Genomic DNA, 14,341 nt, shown 5'->3' with positions numbered 1-14,341 from the left:
TCTGCATTGAGCTACTCTCGCCACGCTCTCATTTGCGATAATTCACTATGCTAGGCGTTAAGTTTGAAAGTTAAGCATAAAAAAATAACCAAAAAAAGTGCCGATTCATTGCAGAATCGGCGCTTTTTTCACAGGTAACATTCGAGCTTAATAAATAAAATTAAACGCTTATGCCTTTGGGCCTGCTTTACGGATCGCGTCTGACACTTGGTATTTAGCGAAGTTTTTAGTAAAGGCTTCGGCCAGTTTCTGGGCATATTCAGCGTATAGTGCTTTATCGCCCCAAGTATTGACTGGGTTGAGTAAATTGCGGTCTACGCCTGTTACCGCCACGGGAACGGCGAGATTCAGTGTGTCTAAGTGGACGGTTTCAACGTCTTTCAACTCACCGCTCACAATCGCATCGACAATAGCGCGCGTGGTTGGGATGTCAAAACGCTTACCTACACCATGTGGGCCACCAGTCCAGCCGGTGTTCACTAAATATACTTGGCTACCAAATGACTCAATGCGCTTCATTAATAGTTCAGCATACACGCCCGCAGGGCGAGGGAAGAAAGGTGCGCCAAAGCAAGTTGAGAAAGTAGATTGAATCGCTGAGGTTGAGCCTATTTCAGTCGAACCCACTTTAGCTGTATAACCCGATAAGAAGTGATATGCAGCTTGTTCTTTGGTCAGAATCGAAACTGGTGGTAATACGCCAGATACGTCACAGGTTAAAAATACTACCGCTCGTGGTTCGGCGCCGCAGTTGTCTTCTTTACGTTGGGCAATATGTTCTAGCGGATAAGCTGCACGGGTGTTTTCGGTTAGGCTACTGTCTGTGTAATCGGGCACACGGCGCTCGTCCATCACCACGTTTTCGAGCACAGTACCAAAACGGATCGCATCCCAAATAACAGGCTCATTCTTTTGGCTCAAATCGATACATTTAGCGTAGCAACCGCCTTCAATGTTAAATACGCCGCCCGGTGCCCAGCCGTGTTCATCGTCACCAATAAGGAAGCGTTTTGGATCAGCCGATAGCGTCGTTTTACCTGTGCCAGATAAACCGAAAAATAGCGTAGTGTCGCCATCTTTACCGACGTTGGCCGAGCAATGCATTGGTAGCACGCCTTTGGCTGGCAGTAAGAAATTTTGCACTGAGAACATCGATTTCTTCATTTCGCCGGCGTATTTAAGGCCAGCGAGCAGCACTTTACGCTCAGCAAAGTTTAAAATGACTGCTGCATCAGAGTTAGTGCCATCGCGCGCGGGATCGCAAACAAAGTCTGGGGCATTAATAATTTGCCACACGGGTTTGTCTTTACGGTTAAATGCTTCAGGGATGATAAACAGATTACGGGCAAATAGTTGATGCCAAGCGTATTGAGTGGTCACTCGTACGGGTTGGTAATGTTCGCTATCGGCACCGACTTCAAGATCAGAGACAAACAGTTCTTTATCGGCGAGGTAAGCTTCAACCCGCGCCCATAGACTTTCAAAAGCACCGGGTTCAAAAGCTTGGTTAACAGGGCCCCATTCGATATCGGCTTCTGAGCTAGGTTCTCTAACGATGAAACGATCGCCAGGTGAGCGACCACTGCGAGCGCCTGTTTTAGCGACTAATGCGCCATTAGCTGTCAATTCGCCTTCGCCGCGTAGCAGGGCAAGTTCGACAAGTTGTGCTGTTGTGGGGTTAAAGTAAACGCGGTTTAATCCATCCGCCATAATGAGGTCTCCATTGGTTTGTAAGGTTATTTTTATTATCGATCGTCTGCCGATTTAGTTTTATTTATCAACCGCGTTGAGCCAGAGGATAAAGTGAGCCGATTGTAGCTTAAGCCCAGTGTAATGTGTGAGGGATTATAGGCAGGATAAAAAATGGGCACCGAAAAGGTGCCCATTATCTCTACAGTAGTCAGGTTATTGCTGTGTGGTTGACGTTTGACCGTTAGCAAATAAGGTGGCGATATCTATGGCATCAAAGGTGTATTTAGCGTGGCAATATTCACAGCCCATTTCTATCTTGCCGTCTTCGGCGAGTATGGCTTCGATTTCTGCTTGAGCTAACGTCTTAATCGCGCCCGCACTGCGCTCCAAAGAACAGGTGCACTTAAAGCTGACATTGATAGGCTCGAATAGGTGCACTTCTTCTTGATGATAAAGGCGGTGTAATACGCTTTCTGCATCCAGAGTGAATAGCTCCTCAGCCTTAACGGTTGAGGTTAACTGGCTTAAGTGCTCAAACTCGATGTTATCTTCTTTTTGGCTAGGTAGAATTTGTAAAAACATGCCTGCCGCTTGTTTGCCATCGGCAAATAACCAAATGCCAGTTGGTAACTGTTCGGATTGATTAAAGTATTCTTCAACACATGCCGCTAAGGTTGGCTTGTCTAGTGCAACTACGCCTTGGTAGCGTTCCCCTTCTTCTGGGGTTAAGGTGATGACCATATAACCCTGACCGAATAAATCAGCCAAGCTAGCATCGTCAGCCAGTTCGTTATTCCAACGTGCTACACCGCGTAATTCTTGTCGATTGTTACCGTTGATCACTGCTAAAGAAACCGGGCCATTACCCTGTAACTGCACGCTGATATCGCCGCTAAATTTTAACGTTGCGGTTAGCAGTGATGTGGCTGCCATGAGTTCACCCAGCAGAGTTTGTAAAACGGGAGGGTACTCTTGGGCGCTGATCACTTGTTGGTAGCTGTCTTGTAGTTGTACCATTTCGCCACGGACATCGGCATTGTCAAACAAATAGCGGTGTAAAATATCTTGAGTCATGGTGTCTCTCACTATTAAAGGTCTTTAAAGCGCATGAGCTGGCGTCGTTGCTTTTTGTCTGGTTTCTGATCTGGTATGGGGTTGTTAAGCATGTTGAGGCGTCTTTGCTCAGCATTAACCGCCCGTTTAATCAGACTTGTTTCAGTTTCATCGTACAATTCTTGTGCAATCGCACCCGATTGACGTATTTGTGATAATTTTTTTATGACGATCTCTTTATCGTCATATCCCTGGCGTATCTTAAGGACGGCGCCTATCTCAGCATTCCTACTGGATTTGGCACGCTGACCGTTGTAATGTACTTTGCCGCCGTTGATCATGTCTTTGGCAATGGCACGAGTTTTATAGAAACGTGCGGCCCAAAGCCACTTATCGAGTCGAATGTCTGTTTTTTCGCTTTGACCTTGAGTCATAGTGTCTCCAGCTAAAAGATCGATGAGTTCACATGCCGAGCAATAAAGTGTCAGATGCGTATTTCTATTATGTTAAAGGGTGGCATGCTTCACACCCTTTAAAGGTGGGCAAAGTTAGCATAAATGGCCTATTTTCGCCAATTTGAATACTGTTATGGGGTTGTTGCCAAATGCCGCCTAGGTTAGCATTAAGCGCTTATTACCTAATTATTATAATCAGAACAGAGACCTGTATCGAGGGTCCACATAAAATATGGATTTATTAGATAAAATTATCGCCAAAGCTATTGGTATGCCCCATAAACCCCTCAGTCGGATTGTTTTCTGGTTAGGGTTTATTGTTATCATGCTATTGGCCGCACAAATTACTTGGAAATTAGTGCCAACGACTGCATCTGTCAGTGCTTGGTCACCCACGCCCGTTAATGCTAGCGGCAAAAGTGCTGGGCAGGTTGATCTTGCCAGTTTGCAGCAGCTTGGACTTTTTGGTAAGGCAGATACTCAATCTGATAGACCTAAAGTCGCTGCGGTCGAAACGATAACTGATGCACCTAAAACTTCACTTTCTATTCAACTGACTGGGGTTGTCGCATCGACCGCAGAGCAGAAGGGCTTAGCCGTTATTGAGTCAAATGGTAGCCAAGAAACCTACAGCCTAGGCGATAAAATCAAAGGCACATCAGCATCACTTAAAGAAGTCTACGCTGACCGTATTATCATCACTAATGCGGGCCGTTACGAGACGCTAATGCTTGATGGCCTTGTTTACACTAGCCAAAGCCCTGCCAACCAGCAGCTACAACAGGCCAAGAGTAATACAACGGTTAACCGTATCGACCAACGGAAAAACGCCGAAGTTTCCCAAGAGCTCGCTGAATCTCGCACTGAATTGTTAGCCGACCCCAGTAAGATCACCGATTACATTGCTATCTCTCCCGTGAGACAGGGTGACGCTGTGGCGGGCTATCGTTTGAATCCGGGTAAAGACGCCAATTTGTTTAAACAGGCGGGTTTTAAAGCCAATGATTTAGCTAAATCGATTAATGGATACGACTTGACCGTTATGAGTCAGGCGTTAGAAATGATGAGCCAACTTTCCGAGTTAACCGAAGTGTCTATTATGGTTGAGCGGGAAGGACAATTGGTTGAAATCATGTTTAGTTTGCCGCAATAACACGCGTTAGAGGAAAGAAAAAGAATGAAAAACAAAAGGATTCGACGCAAGCTTATTGCTGGGATTGTTGCGGGTGCAGCTATGTTCTCATCGCAATTTGCATGGTCAGAACAGTATGCGGCTAACTTTAAAGGCACGGATATTCAAGAGTTTATCAATATAGTTGGTAAAAACTTGAATAAGACCATCATAGTTGACCCAACGATTCGCGGCAAAATCAACGTGCGCAGTTATGATTTACTGAACGATGAACAATATTATCAGTTCTTCCTCAACGTCTTACAAGTTTACGGTTATGCCATTGTCGAGATGGAAAATAACGTTATTAAAGTCATTAAAGACAAAGACGCTAAAACTGCTGCCATTCGTGTCGCTAATGATACTGATCCTGGTATGGGTGATGAAATGGTCACGCGTATTGTGGCCTTGTATAACACTGAGGCCAAGCAATTAGCCCCACTATTACGCCAGCTTAATGATAACGCGGGCGGCGGCAACGTAGTTAACTACGACCCTTCTAACGTATTAATGTTGTCGGGCCGTGCAGCGGTGGTGAATAAGCTAGTTGAAATTGTTCGCCGCGTAGATAAGCAAGGTGATACCTCTGTACAGGTTGTACCGTTAGAATTTGCCTCCGCCGGTGAAATGGTGCGAATTATCGATACGCTTTATCGTGCCACCGCCAACCAATCACAACTTCCGGGTCAAGCGCCTAAAGTGGTCGCAGATGAACGTATCAATGCCGTAGTGGTGAGTGGTGATGAGAAAAGCCGTCAACGGGTAATCGAGTTAATTCACCGTCTTGACGCCGAACAAGCCAGCACAGGCAACACTAAGGTGCGTTACTTACGTTATGCCAAGGCCGAAGATTTAGTTGAAGTACTGACAGGTTTTGCTCAAAAGTTAGAGGGTGATAAAGATCCAAGTGCTCAGGCTGCTGGTGGCAAACGCCGCAACGAAATCAATATCATGGCCCATGCAGAGACTAACGCTTTAGTTATCAGTGCCGAACCAGACCAAATGCGAACTATTGAGAGCGTGATTAACCAGCTTGATATTCGCCGTGCGCAAGTATTAGTTGAAGCCATTATCGTCGAAGTTGCTGAGGGTGATAGTGTCGGCTTTGGCGTGCAATGGGCGGCTAAAGCGGGTGGTGGTACACAGTTTAATAACTTGGGCCCAACTATCGGTGAGATTGGTGCCGGTGTATGGCAGGCGCAAGATAAAGAAGGCACTTACATCACTAACCCGAGTACCGGTGAAGTAATTGGTAAAAACCCAGATACTAAAGGTGACGTAACGCTATTGGCTCAAGCGCTAGGTAAAGTAAATGGTATGGCTTGGGGTGTGGCCATGGGTGACTTTGGTGCACTTATTCAAGCCGTATCGAGTGACACCAATTCTAACGTGTTGGCAACACCGTCAATTACCACCTTAGATAACCAAGAAGCCTCGTTTATTGTGGGTGACGAAGTCCCTATTCTGACGGGTTCTACTGCCAGTTCTAATAACAGTAATCCTTTTCAAACCGTTGAACGTAAAGAGGTTGGGGTTAAACTAAAAGTCGTGCCGCAGATCAACGAAGGTCACTCAGTTAAGCTAACGATTGAGCAAGAAGTGTCTGGCGTTAACGGTAATACAGGTGTGGATATTTCTTTTGCCACTCGTCGCTTGACGACTACAGTGATGGCCGACTCAGGTCAAATCATTGTGCTTGGTGGTTTGATTAATGAAGAAGTGCAGGAAAGCGTACAGAAAGTGCCTTTCTTGGGTGATATCCCCGTGATAGGTCATTTGTTTAAATCTTCCTCAAGTAAAAAGACGAAGAAAAACCTAATGATTTTTATCAAACCGACCATTATTCGTGATGGCATTACAATGGAAGGTATTGCTGGGCGTAAATATAACTATTTCAGAGCATTACAGCTTGAGCAACAAGAGCGCGGCGTGAACTTAATGCCGAATACTCAGGTGCCCGTGTTAGATGAGTGGAATCAATCAGAGTATTTACCGCCAGAAGTTAACGACATTTTAGAGCGTTACAAAGAAGGTAAAGGTTTAGATACTCAAATGCGCAAAACTGACTCAACCCTTAAAACGCTGGACGAAAATAAAGATAAACCTAATGAGTGAAATACTATTATCCCCAGTCGACGATCTCAGCCAAATTTCTAATGAGCTAGGTCTTGAAACCGAAGGTGATGAGGTATTTCGTTCAAGCAGTAAAGAGCGTTTACCTTTTGCCTTTGCGCATCGCCACGACGTGGTGCTCTCGCTGGGTGACACGGGTGAATTGAGCTTGTTTTACACCAGTAAAACACCGTTAACGGCCATGCTTGAAGCGCGGCGTTATTCGGGTGTCGATTTGCCTTTGGTTAAGCTCGAAGTGGCGAAGTTTGAGGCCAAACTTACTCAAGCGTATCAGGCTAACTCGTCTGAAGCGCAGCAGTTGATGGAAGATATTGGCAACGAGATGGATTTATTCACCCTTGCCGAAGAGCTGCCACAAACCGAAGACTTGCTCGAAGGTGATGATGATGCGCCGATCATTAAGCTCATCAATGCCCTATTATCTGAAGCCATTAAAGAAGAAGCCTCAGATATCCACATCGAAACCTATGAGAAACAGCTGGTGGTGCGTTTCCGCATCGATGGTGTGCTCAAGGAGGTCCTCAAGCCAAACCGTAAGCTGTCGTCGCTGTTAGTGTCGCGGATTAAGGTGATGGCGCGTCTGGATATCGCTGAAAAACGCGTGCCACAGGATGGCCGCATTTCGCTGCGTATCGCCGGCCGTGCGGTAGATGTGCGGGTATCAACCATGCCATCGAGCCATGGCGAGCGTGTGGTGCTGCGTTTGCTGGATAAAAATACTGGTAACCTTGATTTAGAACAATTGGGCATGACCGACAGTATTCGAGTTAAGTTTGAAGATCTTATCCGTCGCCCCCACGGTATTATTCTAGTGACTGGCCCGACGGGTTCGGGTAAAAGTACCACCTTGTATGCGGGCCTGACCGAGATTAACTCAAAAGATACCAACATACTGACAGTCGAAGATCCCATCGAGTACGAGTTAGATGGTATTGGTCAAACCCAAGTTAATGTTAAGGCGGATATGACCTTCGCCCGTGGTCTACGGGCGATTTTGCGTCAAGACCCTGATGTGGTGATGATTGGTGAAATTCGTGACTTAGAAACCGCGCAAATTGCGGTGCAAGCGTCACTCACAGGCCACATGGTGATTTCAACATTGCATACCAACACAGCGTCAGGCGCGATAACGCGTTTGCAAGACATGGGCGTTGAGCCGTTTTTGGTATCATCGAGTTTGCTCGGTGTATTAGCCCAACGCTTGATCCGTACTCTTTGCCCAAAATGTAAAATCGAACACGTGCCTGATGCACGTGAACGTGAGTTACTGGGCATAGTCGCCAGTGATGATAGACATATTTTCCGTGCCAATGGCTGTAAATCCTGTGGTAATAATGGCTATCGTGGCCGAACAGGTATCCATGAGTTATTACAAGTTGATGATAGCGTGCGTGAATTAATCCACGGCGGTCGCGGCGAATTAGCCATCGAAAAGTATATTCGTCAATCCATACCCAGCATCCGTCACGACGGCATGAGCAAAGTGCTCGCGGGCATCACCACACTCGAAGAAGTATTGCGTGTGACTCGCGAGGAGTAATTTATGCCAGCATTTGAATATAAGGCGCTCGATACCAAGGGAAAACAGCTTAAGGGCGTAATTGAGGCGGATACCGCCAGACATGCCCGTAGCCAGCTGCGCGACCAACGTATGATGCCGCTAGAGATTCTGCCCGTTTCTGAAAAAGAAGCCAAAGCCAAGAGCGGTAGTTTCTCGTTTTTTAAACGCGGTATCTCGGTCGCTGAATTAGCCTTGATCACCCGTCAAATTGCGACGTTAGTGGCGGCGGGTTTGCCGATTGAAGAATCCCTTAAGGCTGTTGGTCAGCAATGCGAGAAAGATCGCCTTGCAAGTATGATAATGGCGGTGCGCTCGCGGGTGGTTGAAGGTTACAGTTTGGCCGATTCCTTGGCTGAGTTTCCGCATATTTTTGATGATTTATACCGCGCAATGGTGGCCTCGGGTGAAAAATCCGGTCACTTAGAAGTGGTGCTTAATCGACTGGCCGATTACACCGAGAGGCGCCAGCAGCTTAAATCTAAACTGACGCAAGCGATGATTTATCCTGCGGTTTTGACCACAGTCGCGATAGGCGTTATCTCCATCCTCTTAGCGGCGGTGGTGCCAAAAGTGGTTGGGCAGTTTGAACATATGGGCGCCGAGCTTCCTGCCTCAACACGATTTTTGATTTCGGCCTCTGACTTTGTGCAAAACTATGGTGTGTTTGTGGTGATTGCCTTAGTGCTGCTGTTTACACTCTTTCGGCGCATGCTAAAGTCGCCAGCGTTTCGGATGAAGTACGATAATTTTTTATTGAACATGCCAGTGGTTGGCCGCGTAAGCAAAGGCTTAAATACAGCGCGTTTTGCCAGAACCTTAAGCATTTTGTCCGCCAGTTCAGTGCCTTTGCTCGACGGTATGCGTATCGCCAGTGAAGTATTGCAGAATATGCGAGTGCGAGCGGCGGTGGATGATGCAACTGCGCGCGTACGTGAAGGAACTAGCCTAGGCACGGCGTTGACTAATACTAAGTTGTTTCCGGCAATGATGTTATACATGATTGCCTCGGGTGAAAAGAGCGGTCAGCTTGAGCAAATGTTAGAGCGTGCCGCCGATAACCAAGACCGTGAATTTGAAGGTAACGTCAATATAGCACTCGGTGTATTTGAGCCTATGCTGGTGGTCAGCATGGCGTGTGTGGTGCTATTTATCGTGATGGCGATTTTGCAGCCCATCTTAGCTTTGAATAACTTGATTAGCGGTTAATTTTTGAATTTATGGATTATGACCAAGTCGATTGGCATAGGATTTTTTAGGAGAAGTAGTCAATGCAAATGAACAAAAAACATCAAGGTTTTACCTTACTCGAAGTGATGGTAGTTATCGTGATTTTAGGCATTCTAGCCTCGATGGTCGTACCTAATTTAATGGGTAACAAAGATAAAGCTGATCAACAAAAAGCGGTATCCGACATAGTCGCGCTCGAAAATGCCTTAGACATGTACAAGTTAGATAACGGCATCTACCCAACGACTGAACAAGGTTTAGAAGCCTTAGTGCAAAAGCCAACGATCTCGCCTGAACCACGTAACTACCGTGAAGATGGTTATGTAAAACGTCTGCCGGAAGATCCATGGCGCAATAAGTACTTGCTGTTAAGCCCTGGCGAAAACGGCAAGCTAGATATATTCAGTGCAGGCCAAGATAGTCAACCAGGTACCGAAGATGACATCGGTAACTGGAATTTACAGAATTTCCAATAAGATGTTAAAGCTGCGCCACGCTGGTTTCACCTTAATGGAGGTGATGCTAGTGATTTTGCTAATGGGGCTCACAGCCGCGGCAGTGACTATGTCTATCGGCAATTCGGGGCCACAACAGTCCCTAGATAGAACAGCGCAGCAGTTTATCGCAGCCACTGAAATGGTGCTCGATGAGACCGTTTTAAGTGGTCAATTTATGGGCATTGTGATTGAAAAAACCAGTTATCAGTTTGTTTTTTATAAAGACGGTAAGTGGCTACCTTTGGATGAAGACCGGCTCTTGTCTGAAAAGGAAATGGAGCAAGGCGTGGTGATGAATTTAGTGCTCGATGGCTTGCCTTTAGTACAAGAGGATGAAGAAGACGATTCTTGGTTCGAAGAACCATTGATAGAACCTTCATCTGACGATAAGAAAAAACATCCTGAACCACAGATCATGTTATTCCCAAGTGGTGAAATGAGCGCTTTTGAACTGACATTTATCGCTAAAACTGACAAGCGTCAACAGGCCGAAGCGCTAGTGGCTGGCGATGCATTGGGCAGATTAACCCTAGGGCGTCCCGATGAAACGCGCTAAGGGCATGACGTTGCTCGAAGTGATTGTGGCCCTTGCCGTATTTTCGATTGCGGCTGTGTCGATCACTAAAAGTTTAGGCGAGCAGATGGCTAATATGCCGATTCTGGAGTCACGCACTTTGGCCCAATGGGTAGCTGATAATCAGATGGTTGATGCCAGACTTGAGCCGCAGTTTCCTGACGTCGGTAAAAAAGAAGGCCAAGTTGAGCTGGCAGGAAAAGATTGGTACTGGCGTAAAGAAGTGGTGAAAACCACCGACGATAATTTTCGTATGATCCGTATTAGCGTAAGTGAAGACGAGCGATATCAGCGTATTGCAGCACAAGTGAGCAGTTATGTCCTTAAAACGGATTAGTGTGCAGCGCGGGTTTACCCTGTTAGAAATGCTGATCGCCATCGCGATTTTTGCCATGATAGGCTTGGCTTCTAATGCCGTGCTCAGCACTGTGCTGACTAATGACGAAGTGACGCGTACTTTCTCGACTCGGCTTAAAGCATTGCAACAAGGTTTTGGCGCGATTGAGCGTGATCTCGCACAAATGGTGGCGCGCGCACCCAGATTACTCGAAGGTGGCCGTGGTTCGACCGTCTTCCAAACGGGCAATGATATCTTAGAGTCAGAATCAGAAGCCTTAGTGTTTTACCGTTTAGGTTGGTTAAATCCCGACGGGTTATTGCCGCGAGGCAGCTTACAGTCTGTGGCGTATGTGGTGCGCGAAGGGCGGTTAGAGCGTTGGTATTTTCCTTATCCTGAGCCTGAATTTGGCGCCGAACCGATTAAGACGGTAGTGATAGATAAAGTGTTGTCGGTGGAGTATTCCTTCTTCATGGATGACAAGTGGGAGCGCAAAGTAGAGGCGACTAAGTTGCCTAAGGCTATCGCTATTGAGATTGAGATTGAAGGCTTAGGTAAAATCCAACGTAAGTTTTTATTACCGTTAGGTGCTGTAGCACCTGAAAAGTCTAAAGATGACGATAATAAAGATGATCATCAGGATAATAGCGACAAAGATAAAGATGCCGATGATGGTTCTGGGAACGATACTGGCGAACCCGGTGACGGTAATCCTGAAGATGAGGGCCGCGAATGATAACCGGCATTCAGCCTCGTTCTAAGCAACGCGGCGTTGCACTAATCGTAGTGTTGTTGATTGTGGCTATGGTGGTCATTATCGCAACTAACATTACTGGCCGTAATCAGTTATCGATGCGCCGAACCTTGAATTTGGCTCAATACGATCAAGCCTATTGGTATGCGATTTCTGCTGAAGAATTGGCGAAAAAAACTTTAAAACAAGATTTAGAAGATTCAGAAGGCCGAGTCCATAGGCAACAATATTGGGCGATGGCCGATGTGGTGTTTCCGGCAGAATACGGTGAAATCGCTGGTAAGATCACCGATATGCGCGCTTGTTTTAACTTGAACGCTTTATCCGCTACCACCAAAGAGGTTGAAAATGGCCAACCTAAACTCCCGCTGGCCGCAAAACAATATAAGGCCTTGTTAGTGAGTTTAGGGGTAGATGACTTTAGCGCAGAGCGCCTGACGCAAACTTTGAAAGACTATATCGACGACGATACCACGGCCAGTCCTTACGGCGCCGAAGATGCAGAATACGAAGCGCGTAATGTACCTTATAGAGCGGCTAATACACTGATGAACCATCGTAGTGAATTACGAGCCGTTATGGGGTACACCCAAAGTGTTTATGTGAAATTACTGCCCTATGTTTGTGTGATCCCAGGCAACGACAGGCAATTACTTAACGTCAACACTTTGGAAGTTGAACAAGCGGCACTGCTCGCTGGCATGCTCGATAATCAGATTTCAGTCGGCGAAGCAGAAAGTATTATCAACCAGCGTCCCGGTGATGGCTTTGCCAAGATAGAGGATTTTTATGAAAGCTCATCTATGGGATCGATCAAATGGGAAGGCGCCATGAAATCGAGCTTTGTCATCGATAGCCAATATTTTCTGTTGGCCTCGGGGGCGAAAGTTGATAACGCCGTATTTAGAATGGAAAGCGTGCTCAAAAAGAGCGGCGGCAATAAAATGGAAGTGCTCACCCGTCAGTTTGGTGGCCAAAAATAATGGCAGTGCTCACCCGGCAGGGTTTGATGTTGGTGGGCAAAAATAATGGAAGCGCTCACCCGGCAGGGTTTGATGTTGGTGGGCAAAAATAATGGCGGTGCTCACCCGTCAGGGGTTGATGTTGGTGGTCAACAATAATGGAAGTGCTCACCCGGCAGAATCTGGTGGACAAAAATAATAGCAACGAGCTCAGTCACGCTTTCTTGACTGGGACTGGTGGAGAAAAACTGTGAGTGAACGGCTATTTATTCGCTTAGGCAGAACAGCAGAGCAAGCGTGCTCTTGGCTAGTTTGGTCTGAGCAAGAACAAGAAATTATTGCCTCTGGCGAACTTGCCAATGCCCAAGGTTTATCGACCTTAACTGAGCGCGCGGGTAATCGCCCAGTCGATGTGTTAGTGCCCGCTGCGGCAATGACGCTCACGAGTGTGCATTTGCCCGAAAAAGGCCAACGCCAAGCCTTAAAAGCCTTACCCTTTATGCTCGAAGAAGCCTTAGCCGAAGATGTTGATGCGATGCATTTTACCGTCGGCCCGCGTGATGGTGATGCTTTAAGTGTGGTTGCTGTGGCCCATGAGCAAATGCAAATCTGGCTAAGTTGTTTAACTGAAGCCGGTTTAAAAGTAAAACGTATCGTACCCGATTGCTTAGCCTTACCATTGCAAGAATGCCAATGGGCAGCAATGAGAATGGGCAATGAGTTATTACTACGTACCGGATTAGCCACGGGGCAAAGTTTACCGCTACCTTGGTTACCGATAGCGCTGCAACAGCTAAAACCAGTACAGGGCGAAGTCTCTGCCGCCAGTTATACCGACATGCAACTCGAGGGTGTCGAGCTTAAGCCGCAGCCACTTGAGCTACCTATGTTAGTGCTCGCTCGCGGTATTCTACATGCGCCGATTAACTTGTTGAATGGCATTTACACACCTAAGCGTGAATATAGTAAACAGCTGGTGATGTGGAAAAGTGCCGCCATCGTCATCGCCATTGCCTGTGTACTGGCGCTAGTGAATAAAGGTTTAAATATTCACCAAATAAATGCACAAGTTGCTGAACTTAAAGCGCAGAGCGAATCCATTTATCAACAAGTAGTGCCGGGAAATTCGCGGATTGTTAATCTTCGCTCACAAATGGACAGTCAGTTACGTGCATTGCAAGGCCAAGGTAGCGGTGCCGAGTTTTTTACTATGCTCGAGGGTTTACAGGATGCCTTTAAGCAAGTGCCTGAACTTAAACCCAATAGCTTAAGATTTGAAAGCGCGCGTAACGAGATCCGCATGCAAGTGACGGCTAAGGACTACGCTCAAATTGAGAAGTTTAAAGACATCGTCGGCCGTCGTTTTCAAATGGAAGGTGGCACTATGAATAGCGGCGAAAATCAAGTCACCAGCACCTTAACCTTGAGGAGCAAATAAATGGATAATTTGCGAACTTGGTGGCAAGGGCTCGCATCGCGCGAGCAGCAGTTAGTGGGTTTTGGTTCAGTATTTTTAGTTATTGGTATTTTTTATTGGGGTATTTGGACACCCATTGCTAATGCTGAAGCCGATGCACTACGTAACCTCAATGCCCAACAACAAACCTTAAGTTATGTAAAACAAGCAGCGAATAAAATCGCTAGCCTCAAGCAGAGCGGCGCAAAACCGACAGTATCAGGCAGTTTAAGCTCTGTGGTTAACCAAACCGCAGGTGACTATGGGCTAGTGATCACGCGTATGCAGCCCCAAGGCGATAAAATCCAAGTATGGATGGACGATGTGCCTTTTGATGCCTTGTTAGGTTATTTGGGTGAGTTAGTGCAGAAAAAAGGTTTATCACTTGAAAGTGTTGATTTAGCAGAGGCCGATGCGCCTGGCTATGTCAAAGTAAGACGTATTCAATTAGCGCAATAGGTTAAGGTGT

The 14,341-nt window shown here is 46.6% G+C and carries 14 protein-coding genes; 11 read left to right on the top strand and 3 right to left on the bottom strand.

What is annotated here, in order from left to right; all coding sequences use genetic code 11:
• Positions 1-168: 168 nt before the first annotated feature.
• The 3 genes from C9I43_RS15745 to hslR form a co-directional block, all read right to left on the bottom strand.
• Positions 169-1,710 carry a phosphoenolpyruvate carboxykinase gene (locus C9I43_RS15745; protein WP_107884403.1) on the bottom strand — a complete coding sequence of 514 codons (1,542 nt, stop codon included), beginning with the start codon at positions 1,708-1,710 and terminating at the stop codon, positions 169-171.
• A 195-nt stretch (positions 1,711-1,905) separates the two neighbouring features.
• On the bottom strand, positions 1,906-2,766 hold the full coding sequence (gene hslO, locus C9I43_RS15740; protein ID WP_076501354.1) for an Hsp33 family molecular chaperone HslO: 861 nt from the start codon (positions 2,764-2,766) through the stop codon (positions 1,906-1,908).
• A gap of 14 nt (positions 2,767-2,780) precedes the next feature.
• Entirely contained in the window at positions 2,781-3,179 is a 399-nt protein-coding gene (gene hslR, locus C9I43_RS15735; RefSeq protein WP_076501353.1) for a ribosome-associated heat shock protein Hsp15, read from the bottom strand.
• A 253-nt stretch (positions 3,180-3,432) separates the two neighbouring features.
• Here hslR and gspC point away from each other — a divergent pair, with 253 nt between their 5' ends.
• The 11 genes from gspC to C9I43_RS15680 all read left to right on the top strand — a co-directional run bounded on the left by gspC (position 3,433) and on the right by C9I43_RS15680 (position 14,331).
• Positions 3,433-4,353, top strand: a complete 921-nt coding sequence (gene gspC / locus C9I43_RS15730; protein ID WP_107884401.1) for a type II secretion system protein GspC — start codon at positions 3,433-3,435, stop codon at positions 4,351-4,353.
• A 24-nt stretch (positions 4,354-4,377) separates the two neighbouring features.
• Complete coding sequence (gene gspD / locus C9I43_RS15725) at positions 4,378-6,486, top strand: type II secretion system secretin GspD (RefSeq protein WP_076501351.1); 2,109 nt, start codon at positions 4,378-4,380, stop codon at positions 6,484-6,486.
• A complete protein-coding gene (gene gspE / locus C9I43_RS15720) occupies positions 6,479-8,044 on the top strand; it encodes a type II secretion system ATPase GspE (protein WP_107884399.1) in 1,566 nt (521 codons plus the stop codon). The genes gspD and gspE overlap by 8 nt, the downstream gene beginning before the upstream one ends.
• A gap of 3 nt (positions 8,045-8,047) precedes the next feature.
• Positions 8,048-9,271, top strand: coding sequence for a type II secretion system inner membrane protein GspF (gspF, locus tag C9I43_RS15715; protein WP_107884397.1), 1,224 nt, complete (start codon positions 8,048-8,050; stop codon positions 9,269-9,271).
• 62 nt (positions 9,272-9,333) lie between these two features.
• Positions 9,334-9,768, top strand: coding sequence for a type II secretion system major pseudopilin GspG (gene gspG, locus C9I43_RS15710; RefSeq protein ID WP_076501348.1), 435 nt, complete (start codon positions 9,334-9,336; stop codon positions 9,766-9,768).
• Between the two features lies 1 nt (position 9,769).
• Positions 9,770-10,345, top strand: coding sequence for a type II secretion system minor pseudopilin GspH (gene gspH, locus C9I43_RS15705; protein WP_107884395.1), 576 nt, complete (start codon positions 9,770-9,772; stop codon positions 10,343-10,345).
• On the top strand, positions 10,332-10,700 hold the full coding sequence (gspI, locus tag C9I43_RS15700; RefSeq protein WP_107884393.1) for a type II secretion system minor pseudopilin GspI: 369 nt from the start codon (positions 10,332-10,334) through the stop codon (positions 10,698-10,700). The genes gspH and gspI overlap by 14 nt, the downstream gene beginning before the upstream one ends.
• Complete coding sequence (gene gspJ, locus C9I43_RS15695; protein ID WP_076501345.1) at positions 10,681-11,436, top strand: type II secretion system minor pseudopilin GspJ; 756 nt, start codon at positions 10,681-10,683, stop codon at positions 11,434-11,436. The genes gspI and gspJ overlap by 20 nt, the downstream gene beginning before the upstream one ends.
• The gene (gene gspK, locus C9I43_RS15690; RefSeq protein ID WP_107884391.1) at positions 11,433-12,437 is read left to right on the top strand and encodes a type II secretion system minor pseudopilin GspK; all 1,005 of its coding nucleotides are present in this window, start codon (positions 11,433-11,435) and stop codon (positions 12,435-12,437) included. The genes gspJ and gspK overlap by 4 nt, the downstream gene beginning before the upstream one ends.
• Before the next feature lie 229 nt (positions 12,438-12,666).
• Complete coding sequence (gene gspL / locus C9I43_RS15685; RefSeq protein ID WP_107884390.1) at positions 12,667-13,854, top strand: type II secretion system protein GspL; 1,188 nt, start codon at positions 12,667-12,669, stop codon at positions 13,852-13,854.
• Complete coding sequence (locus C9I43_RS15680; RefSeq protein WP_107884388.1) at positions 13,855-14,331, top strand: type II secretion system protein M; 477 nt, start codon at positions 13,855-13,857, stop codon at positions 14,329-14,331.
• The last annotated feature ends 10 nt before the right edge of the window (positions 14,332-14,341 follow it).

Source organism: Shewanella morhuae (assembly GCF_003028295.1).
Taxonomy (GTDB): Bacteria; Pseudomonadota; Gammaproteobacteria; order Enterobacterales; family Shewanellaceae; genus Shewanella; species Shewanella morhuae.
This window is presented reverse-complemented; position numbering and strand designations above follow the sequence as displayed.

Coding starts and splice junctions, on each gene's coding strand:
- hslO (WP_076501354.1), bottom strand. CDS start 2,766: ATGACTCAAGATATTTTACACCGCTATTTGTTTGACAATGCCGATGTC.
- hslR (WP_076501353.1), bottom strand. CDS start 3,179: ATGACTCAAGGTCAAAGCGAAAAAACAGACATTCGACTCGATAAGTGG.
- gspG (WP_076501348.1), top strand. CDS start 9,334: ATGCAAATGAACAAAAAACATCAAGGTTTTACCTTACTCGAAGTGATG.
- gspH (WP_107884395.1), top strand. CDS start 9,770: ATGTTAAAGCTGCGCCACGCTGGTTTCACCTTAATGGAGGTGATGCTA.
- gspJ (WP_076501345.1), top strand. CDS start 10,681: ATGTCCTTAAAACGGATTAGTGTGCAGCGCGGGTTTACCCTGTTAGAA.
- C9I43_RS15680 (WP_107884388.1), top strand. CDS start 13,855: ATGGATAATTTGCGAACTTGGTGGCAAGGGCTCGCATCGCGCGAGCAG.
- gspD (WP_076501351.1), top strand. CDS start 4,378: ATGAAAAACAAAAGGATTCGACGCAAGCTTATTGCTGGGATTGTTGCG.
- gspF (WP_107884397.1), top strand. CDS start 8,048: ATGCCAGCATTTGAATATAAGGCGCTCGATACCAAGGGAAAACAGCTT.
- gspE (WP_107884399.1), top strand. CDS start 6,479: ATGAGTGAAATACTATTATCCCCAGTCGACGATCTCAGCCAAATTTCT.
- gspC (WP_107884401.1), top strand. CDS start 3,433: ATGGATTTATTAGATAAAATTATCGCCAAAGCTATTGGTATGCCCCAT.
- C9I43_RS15745 (WP_107884403.1), bottom strand. CDS start 1,710: ATGGCGGATGGATTAAACCGCGTTTACTTTAACCCCACAACAGCACAA.
- gspI (WP_107884393.1), top strand. CDS start 10,332: ATGAAACGCGCTAAGGGCATGACGTTGCTCGAAGTGATTGTGGCCCTT.
- gspK (WP_107884391.1), top strand. CDS start 11,433: ATGATAACCGGCATTCAGCCTCGTTCTAAGCAACGCGGCGTTGCACTA.